General features: G+C 65.1%; 15 protein-coding genes. 5 read left to right on the top strand and 10 right to left on the bottom strand.

Annotation, left to right across the window (positions count from 1 at the left end; translation table 11 throughout):
- Nucleotides 1–75 precede the first annotated feature (75 nt).
- Nucleotides 76–477 (bottom strand): hypothetical protein, encoded by a 402-nt coding sequence (locus tag B0919_RS21730; RefSeq protein WP_139362316.1) that lies wholly within the window; start codon nt 475–477, stop codon nt 76–78.
- A 534-nt stretch (nt 478–1,011) separates the two neighbouring features.
- On the opposite strand from B0919_RS21730, the gene asnA reads away from it, so the two are divergent.
- Complete coding sequence (asnA, locus tag B0919_RS21725) at nt 1,012–2,049, top strand: aspartate--ammonia ligase (protein ID WP_078014404.1); 1,038 nt, start codon at nt 1,012–1,014, stop codon at nt 2,047–2,049.
- A 174-nt stretch (nt 2,050–2,223) separates the two neighbouring features.
- Nucleotides 2,224–2,805 (top strand): HEAT repeat domain-containing protein, encoded by a 582-nt coding sequence (locus tag B0919_RS21720; protein ID WP_176133172.1) that lies wholly within the window; start codon nt 2,224–2,226, stop codon nt 2,803–2,805.
- Nucleotides 2,806–2,884: 79 nt separating this feature from the next.
- Here the strand turns inward: B0919_RS21720 and B0919_RS21715 are convergent, their stop codons facing one another.
- The 3 genes from B0919_RS21715 to B0919_RS21705 all read right to left on the bottom strand — a co-directional run bounded on the left by B0919_RS21715 (nt 2,885) and on the right by B0919_RS21705 (nt 6,574).
- On the bottom strand, nt 2,885–3,871 hold the full coding sequence (locus B0919_RS21715) for a zinc dependent phospholipase C family protein (protein ID WP_217701061.1): 987 nt from the start codon (nt 3,869–3,871) through the stop codon (nt 2,885–2,887).
- Between the two features lie 270 nt (nt 3,872–4,141).
- Complete coding sequence (locus tag B0919_RS21710; RefSeq protein ID WP_078014401.1) at nt 4,142–5,440, bottom strand: flavin monoamine oxidase family protein; 1,299 nt, start codon at nt 5,438–5,440, stop codon at nt 4,142–4,144.
- A gap of 225 nt (nt 5,441–5,665) precedes the next feature.
- A complete protein-coding gene (locus B0919_RS21705; protein WP_078014400.1) occupies nt 5,666–6,574 on the bottom strand; it encodes an NAD(P)/FAD-dependent oxidoreductase in 909 nt (302 codons plus the stop codon).
- A 135-nt stretch (nt 6,575–6,709) separates the two neighbouring features.
- Here B0919_RS21705 and B0919_RS21700 point away from each other — a divergent pair, with 135 nt between their 5' ends.
- Nucleotides 6,710–7,042, top strand: coding sequence for a winged helix-turn-helix transcriptional regulator (locus tag B0919_RS21700; RefSeq protein ID WP_078014399.1), 333 nt, complete (start codon nt 6,710–6,712; stop codon nt 7,040–7,042).
- A gap of 123 nt (nt 7,043–7,165) precedes the next feature.
- Here B0919_RS21700 and B0919_RS21695 read toward each other — a convergent pair whose 3' ends face one another.
- The 3 genes from B0919_RS21695 to B0919_RS21685 form a co-directional block, all read right to left on the bottom strand.
- The gene (locus tag B0919_RS21695) at nt 7,166–7,858 is read right to left on the bottom strand and encodes an ATP-dependent Clp protease proteolytic subunit (protein WP_078014449.1); all 693 of its coding nucleotides are present in this window, start codon (nt 7,856–7,858) and stop codon (nt 7,166–7,168) included.
- 98 nt (nt 7,859–7,956) lie between these two features.
- Nucleotides 7,957–8,262 carry a hypothetical protein gene (locus B0919_RS21690; RefSeq protein WP_078014398.1) on the bottom strand — a complete coding sequence of 102 codons (306 nt, stop codon included), beginning with the start codon at nt 8,260–8,262 and terminating at the stop codon, nt 7,957–7,959.
- A gap of 4 nt (nt 8,263–8,266) precedes the next feature.
- Nucleotides 8,267–8,866: an RNA polymerase sigma factor gene (locus B0919_RS21685; protein ID WP_078014397.1), complete on the bottom strand. Its 600-nt coding sequence runs from the start codon at nt 8,864–8,866 to the stop codon at nt 8,267–8,269.
- Nucleotides 8,867–9,543: 677 nt separating this feature from the next.
- Between B0919_RS21685 and B0919_RS25530 the strand changes: the two genes are divergently transcribed.
- On the top strand, nt 9,544–9,843 hold the full coding sequence (locus tag B0919_RS25530; protein WP_217701060.1) for a GNAT family N-acetyltransferase: 300 nt from the start codon (nt 9,544–9,546) through the stop codon (nt 9,841–9,843).
- Nucleotides 9,844–10,057: 214 nt separating this feature from the next.
- On the top strand, nt 10,058–10,981 hold the full coding sequence (locus tag B0919_RS21675) for a cation diffusion facilitator family transporter (RefSeq protein ID WP_078014396.1): 924 nt from the start codon (nt 10,058–10,060) through the stop codon (nt 10,979–10,981).
- 201 nt (nt 10,982–11,182) lie between these two features.
- Here B0919_RS21675 and B0919_RS21670 read toward each other — a convergent pair whose 3' ends face one another.
- The 3 genes from B0919_RS21670 to B0919_RS21660 form a co-directional block, all read right to left on the bottom strand.
- Nucleotides 11,183–11,701, bottom strand: a complete 519-nt coding sequence (locus B0919_RS21670; protein WP_078014395.1) for a DinB family protein — start codon at nt 11,699–11,701, stop codon at nt 11,183–11,185.
- 64 nt (nt 11,702–11,765) lie between these two features.
- On the bottom strand, nt 11,766–12,740 hold the full coding sequence (locus B0919_RS21665; RefSeq protein ID WP_078014394.1) for a helix-turn-helix transcriptional regulator: 975 nt from the start codon (nt 12,738–12,740) through the stop codon (nt 11,766–11,768).
- Between the two features lie 188 nt (nt 12,741–12,928).
- Entirely contained in the window at nt 12,929–13,570 is a 642-nt protein-coding gene (locus tag B0919_RS21660; RefSeq protein WP_254846641.1) for a ThuA domain-containing protein, read from the bottom strand.
- Nucleotides 13,571–13,747: the final 177 nt, after the last annotated feature.

The following is a 13,747-nucleotide window of genomic DNA, read 5'->3' as shown; positions in this document are numbered from 1 at the left end:
GCCGCCGCGCAGGGCCCTAACGAAAGCCGCGCGCCGAACCAGGCAGTTCGCCGAATTCCGAAAAACGGGAATCAATCAGCCCTCCGCGGGCGGGTACTCCGGCCCGGGCCGGTCCCAGGCGTACTGGGGCACGCACAGAGCTGCGTAGCGCGGCGCCGCCCCCGCGTACCACGCTGGCGCTGGCAGCGCTACGGGCTCCAGGACCGGGCAGGCCAGCACGATTTCCTGAAACGCCTGCTTGCTGGGGCCGGGCTGCTGCTTGGCTTCGCGGGCGTCGGCCGCGCGCAGCTGTTTGCGCAGGTGGCACTTGCCGTTGCAGTGCATCTGCGGCTTGTCGCGGTTGATGCAGAGCACGCGGGCCACGTAGTCGCGGTTGAGCCACCAGCTGGCCACAATGCCCAAGCGCCCGGCGCAGTGCACCGACAGCGAACAGAGAAGCAGAATGGCAATGGCTTGGCGCACGGGCAACGGGGGCACAGAAGGGAGCGGTAGGTGTACGAGGGAGCAGGCGGGCTGTTCCGGTCGAGCTACGGCTTTTTCGCGCTGCAAAGGAAGGCCCCAGGCCGCCAAGCACCAAACCCGGGTATGTTGGCTCGGGCAGGGCAGGCCTGCAACGTGACGATATATCCCACGCGTGCGAGAACTGCCGAACTTGGAAAAATTATTTGATAAATATTTTTGCAGCTTAAACTCAGGCTCTTATTTTAGCCCTCGAAACGCCCCTAAAGCAGCCTCATGCGTCAGTTCGCCAACAGCCTCAATAACCAGAATCGGAATAATAATCTATTCCGACATGGAAGGCTATTGGTCTGATTGACAGACACTGAATCAGTAATTGATTTTGTAAGCCTTCCGAAAACGGAAGGCTTTTTTTTCGCCCTTCCACGAGCATTTCAAGGTTTCCTGATTCCGAAAAAACAGCCCGTTTTTTCGGCCGGGCGGAGCCTTGCCAATACTTCAGGAAATCCAAACCGAAAACACACTTTCACACACATAAAAACCCAAATAACTATGGAAACGGCCACCGCCTCCGCCCACACCCTGAGCTCCACGGAGCTGCTCAAAACCGAGGAAGCCATCAGCTTCGTGAAGGACACCTTCGCCAAGGAGCTTGCGCGTCAGCTGCAGCTCACCAAAGTGTCGTCGCCCATCGCCGTGCTCGATGGCACCGGCATCAACGACGACCTGAACGGCGTGGAGCGCCCCGTGTCGTTTCCCATCAAGGCCCTGCAGGAGCAGCGCGCCGTGGTGGTGCACTCGCTGGCCAAGTGGAAACGCCTGCGCCTCCGTGAGCTGGGTATTCCCGCGGGCCGCGGCATCCTCACCGACATGCGCGCCCTGCGCCCCGATGAGGATTATTCGCCCATTCACTCGATCTACGTGGATCAGTGGGACTGGGAAAAGCACATCCTGCCCGAGCAGCGCACCATTCCGTTCCTGACAGAAACCGTCGGCAAAATCTACGACGCGCTGCGCACCACCGAGCTGCGCGTGGCCGAGGAGTACCCGGAAATCACGCCGGTGCTGCCCGAGCAAATCACCTTCATCCACGCCGAGGAGCTGCTGCAGCGCTACCCCACGCTCACGGTGAAGCAGCGCGAAACCGAAGCAGCCAAGGAATACGGCGCCGTATTCATCATCGGCATCGGTGGCGAGCTGAGTCACGGCGAAATCCACGACGGCCGCGCCCCCGACTATGATGACTGGAGCACCGAAACCGAAGCTGGCCGCCGCGGCCTCAACGGCGACATCGTGCTTTGGCACCCGGGCCTGCAATCGGCCTTTGAGGTGTCCTCGATGGGCATTCGGGTCGACAAGACGGCCCTGGACAAGCAGCTGGCCCTGCGCGGCTGCCCTGAGCGCGCCGAGCTGGCCTTCCACAAAATGCTGCTCGAAGGACAGCTCACGGAGAGCATCGGCGGCGGCATTGGTCAGTCGCGCGTGACCATGTTCATGCTGCGCAAGACGCACATCGGCGAAGTGCAAGTGAGCATCTGGCCCGAAGCCGTGCGCGCGGAACTGATGGGCACGGGCGTGGAGCTACTGTAAGCGGCCCGCGAAGCAAGTTTGGTTTGACCCCGGAACGGGCCGGCTCCTGAGCGGAGCCGACCCGTTCGTTTTCATGGGTAAAGCGCTTACTTGCAGCCAATACGGTGACTTATGCAAGACGAAGAAATCCAGGCCCACTTGGCTAGTGAGAGCAAAGAAGAACAGTTGCGGGCAGTGCGCTACCTGGCCGAACACGACGCGCGGCCCGCTTTTTTTCCAGAGCTGGTTGCTCGCATTCCGGATGTCAACGACCATATCCGCTTTTTTGCCCTGACCGCGCTGGTGAAGCACTACTCCACGCTGATGCAGGCCCATGCGGCGCAGCTGGCGCCCTTGCTGATGGAGCGGTTGCTGGATGCAAACAGCCCTGTCGCCGACCGCGCCATTTGGGGGCTGAACATCGTAGGCGAAACCGCGCTGCCGCACCTGCTGGCCGCTACGGAGGCACCGGAGTGGCGGGAAAGGCTGATGGCCGCATTTGCTCTGGGCCGTAACCACCAGATGAGCGTAGCCACCGAACCAGCCCTGGCGGCTTTGCTACGGTTGCTCGATGATGAAAACGAGCAGGTTCAATCTGCGGCCCTGGGTATCATAATGGACCTGACGCCGCTACGGCCTTTCCGGCGCATAGAAGGCGTGGATTTTGAGCCTATTTATCAACGGCTGCTGCCGCTGGCCGAGCACTTCAGCCAGCACCTCGATGCGCACTATCAGGAATGGGGTAATCGTTATAGACAGTTGCTGATTAACAGGTAGCCCGCTGCTGAGCAGCCAGCAAAAAGCCCGGTCGCAATCAACTGCGGCCGGGCTTTTCAGTTTTTAGCAGGACGGCGGACTACTTGCCCTGCGGAAACTCCGTGAACGAGGAGAAGTCCACCAGCTTGCCTTTTTCCAGCAGCTTCAGCTCGGCCTTCAGGTTCTTTTCGTTGCTCTTGGTGGTGTACTGCGTGTCGAGCTTCGAGAGGTCGGGCTTGCCGGCGTTGACCCAGGCCGTGTACCAGAAGTTGGCCGTGGCCTGAGCGGCGGTGCGCAGCTGGCGCTCCACCATGCGGTTCAGCTTCTGGTGGTAAGCGGCCGTGTAGGTCTGGGTGCGGTAGGTGCTGTTGAAGATGTTCTTGCGCGGCTGCCCATTGCTGGCTTCCAGCACCTGGTCGGCGGGGGTGGCGGCGGCCAGCTGCTTTTCCGCGGCCAGCAGCGTATCGGCGGCGGCGTGGCTCTGCAGCACCAGGCGCCAGATTTCGGCCGTCGGGTCCTCAATCAGCTTCGGCTCGGTGAGCTTGAAGTTGTAGGTGTGGCCGAATTGCTCCACCAGCTGCGACTCGTAGAAGGCGTGCACGCCCTTCTGGCCGGTTTTCTGGCCGTCGTGGTTGGCGGAGGTGTGCAGCGGCTGGGTAGCGTCGCCGAGGTAGTGGCCGAGGTCGGCCGCTACGAAGAGGATTTCGTCCTTGTGCTGCTTTTTCATGGCCGCGGTTAGCTTGGTCATCAGGTCCTGCACGTACCAGGGCAGGCGGCCTTCCTTGTCCAGCTGGGCTGCGTCGTACTTGGTGTACGCATCGGCCGAGGTGCGCGGGATGGAATTCAGGTCCTCGCTGTAGTTTTCCAGATCCACGTAGTGGCGCGGCCCTTCGGCCCGGTCGTTGAGCACGTACTTGCGCGAGTCGGGAATGACAGCCTCCGTCACCACGAAATCGATGTGGTTGTAAAAGAACGTACGCATGGCGGGCGGCAGGGCCAGCACGGCGGCGCGGTTGACGCGCTGGTGGCCCCAGGTACCCCAGGCCATCAGCAGCGAAGGAGCGGTAACGAGCAGAGCAGCAGCCAAAAGCCCACGGCGGGAACGACGGCGAATCGAGAACATAAAGGCGGAAAAAGGAAAAACCAAGACGGCAAAGGTGCGAGGTTTGCCGGGCTTGTCCAAACCTAAAGCACGGGCGCCGCGCGGCGGCCGGCTCCCAAAAGCAACGCCCCACGAGCCCCGGTCCGCTGCAAGCGGCTACTGCCAGGGGGCTTCGGAGGGCGTGCGGGAGCTTAGGGCGCTGGTGTCGGAACGGTCGGAGCGGCCCTGAGCAGCACCAACCGGGAAAAATCAGCTCTAAGGCAGCAGCAAGTGCACGGCGCGGGTGGCGCTGTGCAGGGCCGCTTCCACCGTGCCCATGGCCGGGCCCTGATAGATGCCTTCGCCGGCGAAGTACAGCGTGTCGGCCACGGGGGCGCTGAGCACCGGCAGGGCCCGGTGCGTGTCGACGGTGACGTAGGCATAGGCGCCACGGGCCCGCTCGTCGGCGGCCCAGTTGGCCACGTGCGCGCCGCGCAGGCGGGTGCGCAGGTACTCGGGCGTGGTGCCCAGCACATACCCCAGCGACTCCAGCGCCAACTGCTCCAAGGCCTCGGCGGAAGCCGTACGGTGCGCGGCCGCGGGCGGGCCGCCCAACCAGCCAGTTAGTATAGGCCGCTCGTCGGGCAGCTGACTCCACCAGGTCGGGATGGGGGCGTCGGAGAACAGGAAGCCCAGCTCCGGCAGCGAATGGCCTGGCGCCGACTGCTCGGTCCAGAACGGGGCATCGAACTCCAGCAGCACTTTCACCACCGCGCCGAACCCGAGCTGCGCCGCCGCGGCCCGTTGCGCGGGCAGCTCCGGCTCGAAGCGCAGGTGGCCCGGCTCGGTTTCGGCCGCCTGCAGCACGCCCAACGGCACCGTAATCAGCGCCTGCGCGGCCTGGTACTGCCGGCCGCCGGCGCACTCGGCCGTTACCTGCCCGGGCTGCCACCGCAGGCACCGCACGGCGGCCGCCAGCTCGATGGTGGCGCCCGCAGCTTCGGCCTGCTGCCGCAGGTGCTCCACCAGGTGGCGGTAGCCGCCCTGCGGACGCGGCGAATCTTCGGCGCCGCCGGCGGCCCATTCGTCGCGCAGGGCCAGGGTGCTGGCGCGCTGCGGATCAGCCGCGTCGTAGCCTTCGGCCATGCGCGTCACCTGTTCGCGCAGCTCCGCGTCGGTGTCGGCAGGGAAGTGGAGGGCCAGGAAATCGGCCAGCGACAGGTCCTGCTGCAAGGCCTGCAGTTGCTCCATCAGCCGCGGCATGTCGTCGATAGATTCTTCCGACTCTTGCACGTGGCCGCGCTGCACTTCGTAGGCCTGCCCGCCGGTATCGTGCCAAGGCACACCGGCCTCCCGGAGCAAAGCCTGACTGATGGGCGCCTCGCCGTGAATAAACTCGGCGCCGGCTTCTATGGGGGCCGAAAACCCCGCCGGCTGCAGCGTATGGATGCGGCCGCCCACCCGGTCGCGGGCTTCGAGGACGACGACGCGGCGGCCGGCGCGGGCCAGGTCGCGGGCAGCGAGCAAGCCCGCCACGCCGGCGCCGATAATGATAAGGGAAGATGCTTCGGGCATACTAAGAGGACGCGGCGCCGACAACTGCGCCCGCGCCGCTACTTACGGCCCGGGCCGGGGCAGGATGTGGTTGGCCGAACCACTGTCTGGTATTTTACGGGGTTGCCCAAGTCCCTTATGCCCGCTTTTGCTTGAGGGGTAAGGCATTCTGTCGATTTGTCCAAATACCGCACAGGCCGCTGCCGATAACCAGGAAATGCGTCCGCGGGCCTGCTTGCTTCGGGGCTAAAAGTCCGCTGCAATAAGGTCGTGGTTGATAAAGGCGCCGGCCTTCATGCCGCTGGCCGCGGCCGCCATCAGCTGGCGTAACGGGGAGCTGTTGTCGCCGGCCGCGTACACGCCCGGCACGGTGGTGCGCCCGAACTCGTCGCAGCGCAGCAGGCCGGTTTCAGTCAGTTCGCAGCCCAGCCGGGCACCCAGGTCGGAGGACTGGCGAAACGGCACCCGCGCAAACAGGGCCCGCAATGGCACCCGGCTACCAGCAGCAAGCTCCACGTGGTGCAGCTGCCCCGCTTCGTGCGCAATGGCGGTTATCCGCGCTTCAATTACCTCGATGCCGTGGACCGTGAGCAGGGCGGTTTGCTCCGCAGTGAGCGTGGTGGGCCCGTTGGTAAACAGCCGCACATCGGGGCTCCACTGGTGAATCAGACGGGCAAATTCAAAGCCCGCGTCGCCGTTGCCGAGCACGCCCAGCGGCTGGCTGTGCACCTCGTAGCCGTGGCAGTACGGGCAGTGCAGCACCGAGCGGCCCCAGCACTCGGCAAAGCCCGGAATGAGCGGCAACTCGTCGTGCAGGCCCGTGGCCAGCAGCAGCTTGCGGGCTGCGTAAGTCGCGCCTTCGGCCGTTGTAACCCGGTAGCCGCTCGCGTGGGCTTCGGCCCGCACGGCTATGCCGGCCTGCAGCACGACGGTGGGATACGTGCCGAGCTGCTCGCGCGCCACGGCCGTGAGCTGCGCGGGCGGCATGCCGTCGCGGGTAAGGAAGCCGTGGGAGTGGGGCGCGGGGCGGTTGCAGGGCTGGCCAGCGTCGAGCACCAGCACTCGGCGCCGGGCGCGGCCGAGGGTGGTGGCGGCGCTCAGGCCGGCGGCGCTGCCGCCGATGATGAGCACGTCGTAAGGAAAGTCGGAAGGCATGGGTAGGAAAAAAGTAGGTTTGTATAGCCCGCCGCGGGCAAACTTTTTCCTCCGCAGCCGGCTTTGCAAACCTAGCGCCCGCGGCCCCGCCGCGCGCTGGTGTTTTGGAGAGCTACTTTCCCTTTGTATAGCCCAATGTCGACCCTCAATTCTCAGGAGTTGCGCCCCATCTGGGATGCGCTGGCCGTCGTGTGCGGCCGGTGGCGCATGCCCATCATTCACTGCCTGTGCGGGCAGCCGCTGCGCTTTTCCGAGCTAGAAGCCCACCTCGACTGCATCACGCCCAAAGCCTTGGCCGAGCACCTGCGGGCCCTGGAGCTCAACGGCCTGGTGGCGCGCGAAATCCTGGATACCCGCCCCGTAGCCACGCGCTACGCCCTCACGCCCTACGGCCACACCGTGCTGCCGCTGCTGCACGAGCTGCGCCGTTTCGGCGAAACTCACCGTCAGCACCTGACCACGAGCTGAGCGGAGTTGCCCCAGCCAGGAGACGCCCGTCATTTGGTAAAAAGACAGCTCGTAGTTCGGCCAATGCTAAGTGCCTATTCGACATGACGGCCTGTTTCAGTCTGTGCCACTTGTCGGCCAGCGCTAAGTGCGCTGCAGCACTTCGTCAATGATGCCGTATTCCTTGGCTTCGTCGGCGCGCATCCAGTAGTCGCGGTCCGAGTCGTCGTGGATCTGCTGATAGGTTTTGCCCGTGCGCTCGGCGTAGATGCTGTAGAGCTCCTGGCGCAGCTTCACCACTTCCCGGGCGGTAATCTCAATATCCGCCGACGGCCCCTGCACGCCGCCCGAGGGCTGGTGAATCATCACGCGGGCGTGGGGCAGGGCCGAGCGTTTGCCGATGGCCCCGCCGGTCAGCAGAAAAGCCCCCATGGAGGCAGCCAAGCCGGTACAGATGGTGGATACATCGGGCCGGATGTACTGCATCGTGTCGTAGATGCCGAGGCCGGCGTACACCGACCCGCCGGGGGAGTTGATGTAAAGCAGAATGTCCTTCTGCGCGTCTACCGACTCCAGGAACAGCAGCTGAGCCACGATGATGTTGGCAATGTTGTCGTCGACGGCCTGCCCCAGGAACACGATGCGGTCCATGATCAGGCGCGAAAACACATCGATTTCGGCGAAGCGCGTGGGCCGTTCCTCGATAACGGAGCGCGTCATATTCTGCACGTACGGCCGGGCCAGGCCTTCGACGTGGTGCAGGTACTGCTCGACGCGCAGGCCGCTCAGGCCCTGGTGTCCGACGGCGAAGCGGCGGAATTCGGTGGTGGATGACATGGGAAAGAAGAGGTTGGAGAAAGACAATGCAGTAGCCGGCGGCGGGCAAAAACCGCGCTGCCAGGGCAGAAATCCGGAAAGTAGAAGAGGCTAGAGGCCTATTCTCTGACGCGGCCGAACGAGCGCCGCAACAGACTGCGCAGGCCATGGGTGGCCGCATGTAGCCAGCCGGCCGCGCCGGGGCCGTAGAGCCGGTGGTGAATGCCCTGCAGCTCGCGGCGGAGCTGGCGGCGACCGGCCAGTTGCAGCCCTTGGTACAGCTGCTGTTGCGCTTCGGCGTCAGCTTGCAGTTCAGGGTCGAGCAGGCACTCGGTTTGCCAAGCGGCCGATTCCGCAGGGGAGGGTGGATTTGGCTGGAGCAGGTGCTGCTCGATGCGCGCCAGGCGCGTCAGTTCGGGGCGCATGGCATCAGCGGGTTAGGACGTCGGCGGTTTCGGCCCAGGCCGTGCGCACGGCTTGGCGCAGGCGCTCCAGGCACTTAAACTTCTGCACCGTGGCCGAGCGCACGCTGCGGTACTGGTGCGCGGCCGCAATCTGCTCCAGCGGCTGGCGGAAGTAGTAAAACGACAGCAGAATGCTCTGGCACCGCTCGCCCAGCCGGGCCACGTACGCCAACACCGATTCCGCTGCTTCGGCCGGCGCCTCGGGTTCGGCGGGCAGGTGCTCGGCCTGCTCATCGGTAAGCTCCGTGAGCGGGGCCTGACCGCGGCGTTGTAGCTCGCGCCGCCACAGGTTGCGGCTGATGGCCACCAGGAAAGTGCTGGGCGCAGCCGTCAGCGTGAGCGTATCGGCCACGGCCTTTTCGTAGAGCACGATGAGCGCGTCGTGAAATACATCCTGAGCGTCGGCAGGAGTGCCGCCGTGGGCCAGCACGTAGCGCCGCACCATGGGGAAGGTGCGCTGGTAGAGGCGGGTGAGCGTGCCGGTGCGGTCGGTGAGCAGGGCCTGCCGGAGGGCCGCGGCGTCGGCGGGCCGTGCGGCCGGTGGGGTGGGTGCGACGAGGTTCATACGAGCTTACGGTCTATGGATTAATCGCCGCGCGGGGCAAGTATCACCTTCCGCAAGCCGAAAAAAGCAGCGTCTTGCTTGCGCGGCAGCCTCGGGCCGTATTTTGCCGCTGCCCGCGTGCCGGGCCTTCTCTTCGCTAAACCACTCATGCCGCCGCTAGTTACGCCTTTTGCCGATTATGATTTGGCCTGTAAGCTGGAGCGAGCCGAGGGCCGCAGCAACGCCGCCAGCGTGGAGGCGCGGGCCCGCCTGCAACCGGCCCACGGTGCCGTTTGGCAGGAAATAGCGGGTGCGTACGTTCTGTTCGACGGGCCGGAGTCGCCGCTGACCCAAACCTTTGGCCTCGGCCTCTCCGCTGTTACGCCCGCCGATTTGGACCATATCGAAGCGTTTTTTACGAGCCGGCAGGCCCCTACGATGCACGAGGTCAGCCCACTGGCCGACGCGGCGCTGTGGCCGCTGCTCACGGAGCGCGGCTACAAGCCCATCGAATTTACAACGGTGCTCTACCAAGCCTTGGTGCCCGCGTCGGAAGCGCCGGAAGCCGCCGAGCCGACGCCGCTGCGCACCCGCCTCATTGGCCCGGGGAGGTCGAGCAGTGGGCGCGCATTGGAGCCGCGGGCTGGAGCACCGAAATGCCTGGGTTGTTTGATTTTATTGTCGGTTTCGGCAGTGCCATGGCGCATAGCGTTGGTTCGCACTCCTTTCTGGCCGAGCTGGATGGGCAGCCCATTGCCGCAGGCGGGCTGTTTATCCACGACGACGTGGCCCTGCTGGCCAGCGCCAGCACGGTGCCCGAGGGCCGGCGACGCGGCGCCCAATCGGCGCTGCTGGCGGCGCGCCTGCTCTATGCCGCCGCGCAGGGCTGCCGCCTGGCCATGATGGGGGCTGCGCCGGGCAGCCAGTCGCAGCGCAACGCCGAGAAAAATGGCTTCCGCGTGGCCTACACCCGCATCAAGTGGGCGCTGGCCCGCTAGCACCGGAATTTTTTGGTCCCGCCCGGGTGTTGGGCCGGCTGCGCGTGCGCGACTAGCTTAGGGCGGAGCGGCGGGCCGGAACTCATCGGCGCAAGGCCCGTAGCCGGTTGAGCCGCTTCCGCGCCAAGGTCGTATAGCCGCTTACCCAACCAACGCCTAATTTTGTGGGCTCGGTGCCGCGTTCGGTGCGGCCGCCGCAGCTTACCCGCCCGTTATGCAGCAGAACACCACTTCCTCCGGCGCTTCGGTACGAGCCACCGCCGAGCGGGTCCAGCGCGGGCAGCGCAGCACCATGGTCGGCGTGGGCGCCAATCTGCTGCTGGCCATGGTGAAAGGGGCGGCGGGCGTGCTCGGGCATTCGTACGCCCTCATTGCCGACGCCATCGAGTCGGCCTCCGACATCTTCACCTCGTTGTTTGTGTGGCTGGGCCTGCGCACCGCCGCCCGGGAGCCCGACGAAAACCACCCCTACGGGCACGGCAAGGCCGAGCCGCTGGCTTCCCTGCTGGTGGCCGGGGCCTTGGTGGTGGCGGCCGGCGTCATCGTCTGGCAGAGCGTGGGCCACATTCTGAAGCCCCATAAAATACCTTCCCCCTTCACCCTGCTGGTGCTGGCCGGCGTGGTCATCGTGAAGGAGTGGCTGTTTCGCCACATCGACCAGGTAGGCGAGGAAGTGGGCAGCGGCGCCGTGAAGGCCGATGCGTGGCACCACCGCAGCGACGCCATTACCTCACTCACGGCCTTTGTGGGCATCAGCATTGCCATTATCGGCGGGCCCGGCTACGAAAGCGCCGACGACTGGGCGGCCATCGGCGCTTCGCTCATCATCTGCTACAACGCCTACCACATTTTCCGCCCGGCCCTGGGCGAAATCATGGACGAAGCCCCCGCCGGTACCTGGCCTGAAGACGTGGCCCGGGTAGCCCGCGCGGTGCCCGGCGTGCTGGGCACCGAAAAGTGCATGGTGCGCAAAATGGGCTTCGAGTACTTCGTCGACCTGCACGTACTCGTCGACGGCGACCTGAGCGTGCGAGAAGGCCACGCCGTGGCCCACGCCGTGAAGGACGCCGTCATTGCCCAGCTGCCCGCCGTGTACGACGTGCTCGTGCATATCGAGCCCGAAGACTGGCATCAGTAAGAACAGCTGCATACACGCGCAACGCCATTCTGAGTACCGCCCAAGCGCCGCGGAGAGACGCCGGGCAAGCCAGCGAGTGAACGTCGAGTAAAACAGCAGAACGTCATTCCTCGGCTGCGCTCGGAATGACGTTCTGCTGTTTTACTCGACGAATCCGGGGAATCTGCCTTCAAGCACGGCTCTTATTTCCCGTTCAAGAGGCTACTTGCCTTGTTCATCAGCCGATGGGCCGTAAATGGCGGGCACCGGCACGTCGAGCAGGCGCAGGTACACCATCAGCTGGCCGCGGTGGTGAATCATGTGGCTGATGAGGTGGCGCGTGACGGCGGCGCGGCTCTGGCGAATGATGATTTCGTCGCCGTTGCGCATGGTCCAGAGCTCCTCAAAGTCGTCGGCGGAGGCTTCCTGCAGCGTGGCGCGGGCCGCCTCGCCGCGCACGGCCAGGTAGTCCAGCAGCTCGGCGCTGGTGCGCACTGGCGTGGGTGCGGGGCCGGTGTAGGTGGCGAAGTCGATGACGGTGGTATCGAAGGTGTCCTTGATCCAGCCTACCAGGTCGGCCGTGTGCTGGGCTAGCTGCCCCAGGGTCATGGACTTGGCGTGGGGCTGCCAGTCAAACTTGGCGGCCGGGGCGCGCTCCAGCACGCGGCGGGTGAGGCTGACTTCGTAGTCGAGCTCGGGCAGAAATACTTGGGCGGGGGCGGCTACCAGCGTGGCTTCCATGGGCTTAGTTAGGGTTTGGGTGAAACGATACCCAAACTTCGGCCCACCCAGTGACAGCCCTATGTCAGCAGACTTCCGCTTCGGCGCAAAAAAAGTGCTGGGCCTCCCGCGCCAGCTCGCTCACGCGCTGCCGCAGCTCCGCAGGCGCCACGATTCGCACCTGCCCGGCGAAGATCAGCAACCAGCGGCTCATGCGCTCCAGGCAACCGGGTAGCAGCGTCATTTCTACCCAGCCATCGGGCTGCGGCTCCTCGTGGGCCCAGCCGAAATAGTGCTTGTTTTCGTGCACGTGCGGCAGGGCCGCGGGGGCAAAGTGCACCACCACGGCCACCGTCTGGCGGCGCTGGGCCTGCGCCTGCCAGTAGGATTGCAGCGTGTCGGGCCGGGTCTCAAATGCCTCGTCGAGCAGCCGCAGCCCCACGATGCGGTCGAGGCGGAAGTCGCGGAACTCCTGGCGCAGGCGGCAGTAAGCCACCACGTGCCAGTACTGCCCGAAGTATACGCCGATGGGCTCCACGTCGCGCTGCGTGGGCGTGCCCTGGTAGCCGGCGCGGTAATCGAGGCGCACCACCCGCTGCTGGGCAATGGCGTCGAGCAGCACTTGGTGGGTATTGGCAGCCGGCGGCTCGGGCGCGGCCGGCTGATGGCGGCGCGGACTCAGGATGCGGATGCGGGAGCTAAGAGCCTCCACGTAGTCGCGGTCGGGGCGGCGGAGTACGGCGCGCAGCTTGTCCATAGCCGCCTTGCTGAGCTGGGCCGTATGCGCGTCGGTGAGCTGGGTGGCCAGCTTTTCGGCGGTGAGCAAGGCCGTGGCTTCTTCGCGGGTAAACATCACCGGGGGCAGGCGGTAGCCCTCGGCTAGCGAGTAGCCGAAGCCGGCCTCGCCGCAGAGCGGGACGCCGGCTTCTTCCAGGGTGCGCAGGTCGCGGTAAATGGTGCGCAGGCTTACGCCGAAGCGTTCGGCCAGTTCGCTGCCTTTTACCACGCGCTTGGCCTGGAGCTGGATGAGCAGGGCGGTAATGCGGTCGAAGCGGTTCATAGCCTTAGCAAGATAACAGCCTCGGAGCGTCGAAAGGAGACGTTGGCGTACTCCGAGGCTCATTTCTCTCTGCCAGTTGCGCCCAAACAAAGTGGCTGTACGACGTTAACGCCATACAACCATTACTCCGTGGGCAACTTGTTCCACCGGGAAACCACGTTCTGGCACGCGTATCAGCGCCGCGGCCTTTATTGCCCGATGGCGTACTGAATGCCGCCCCACAAATGCTGGCGGAAGGCAGGCTCGGCGTAGCTTTCCTCGGTGTGGCCGAGGGCAGTGTAAAAGGCCCGGCCGCCGTCGTAGCTGTGGTACCAGGCAATAGGGTGGTTGGCGCCGTGCGTTCCGCCGGTGTAGGTGGTTTCGTCCAGGGTCAGGAGCACGTGCAGGTCGGGGGCGAGGCTGCGGAAATTGTACCACTCATCGGTGCGCTGCCAGGGGCTGGGCACGGTGGTGCTGGCGGGGTGGGAGCGGTCGGCCACGCGCACGGTAGCCGGCTGAATGGCGGGGTGCCCGTTGAAGTACGCCCCCACGAGGCCGTTGTACCAGGGCCAGTCGTATTCGGTATCGGTGGCCGCGTGCACGCCCACAAAACCCCGGCCGCTGCGGATGTACTGCTCGAAGGCTGTTTGCTGGTTGGCATCGAGCACGTCGAGCGTGGTGCTGAGGAACACGACAGCCCGGTAACCGCTTAGCTTATCGGGCGTAAACCGGCCCGCATCGGCCGTGGCCTCTACCTGCACGCCGTGCTCCAGGCCCAGTTCCTTGATGGCCTGGATGCCCGCAGGAATGGACGTGTGCTGAAAGCCCGCCGTCTTGTAAAAAACCAGCACAGCTGCTGGCTCTTGTTCTTTGGGCGGAGGCGGCGAGCTTTTTTCGCAGCTGGCTCCCAGCCAGGCAGCAGCAAGTAGAAGTAAGGGCGTGATTCGCATAGCGGCAGTGATGGATAGGAGTTTACGCGCAGGCCGTGGCGCGGTTGGCGAAGCTGCCGCGGCTAGCTAAAGCAAGGA

Origin of the sequence: Hymenobacter sp. CRA2 (assembly GCF_002007105.1) — a bacterium.
Lineage (GTDB): Bacteria > Bacteroidota > Bacteroidia > Cytophagales > Hymenobacteraceae > Solirubrum.
This window is presented reverse-complemented; position numbering and strand designations above follow the sequence as displayed.

Coding starts and splice junctions, on each gene's coding strand:
- asnA (WP_078014404.1), top strand. CDS start 1,012: ATGGAAACGGCCACCGCCTCCGCCCACACCCTGAGCTCCACGGAGCTG.
- B0919_RS21710 (WP_078014401.1), bottom strand. CDS start 5,440: ATGCCCGAAGCATCTTCCCTTATCATTATCGGCGCCGGCGTGGCGGGC.
- B0919_RS21705 (WP_078014400.1), bottom strand. CDS start 6,574: ATGCCTTCCGACTTTCCTTACGACGTGCTCATCATCGGCGGCAGCGCC.
- B0919_RS21700 (WP_078014399.1), top strand. CDS start 6,710: ATGTCGACCCTCAATTCTCAGGAGTTGCGCCCCATCTGGGATGCGCTG.
- B0919_RS21695 (WP_078014449.1), bottom strand. CDS start 7,858: ATGTCATCCACCACCGAATTCCGCCGCTTCGCCGTCGGACACCAGGGC.
- B0919_RS21690 (WP_078014398.1), bottom strand. CDS start 8,262: ATGCGCCCCGAACTGACGCGCCTGGCGCGCATCGAGCAGCACCTGCTC.
- B0919_RS21685 (WP_078014397.1), bottom strand. CDS start 8,866: ATGAACCTCGTCGCACCCACCCCACCGGCCGCACGGCCCGCCGACGCC.
- B0919_RS25530 (WP_217701060.1), top strand. CDS start 9,544: ATGGCGCATAGCGTTGGTTCGCACTCCTTTCTGGCCGAGCTGGATGGG.
- B0919_RS21675 (WP_078014396.1), top strand. CDS start 10,058: ATGCAGCAGAACACCACTTCCTCCGGCGCTTCGGTACGAGCCACCGCC.
- B0919_RS21670 (WP_078014395.1), bottom strand. CDS start 11,701: ATGGAAGCCACGCTGGTAGCCGCCCCCGCCCAAGTATTTCTGCCCGAG.
- B0919_RS21665 (WP_078014394.1), bottom strand. CDS start 12,740: ATGAACCGCTTCGACCGCATTACCGCCCTGCTCATCCAGCTCCAGGCC.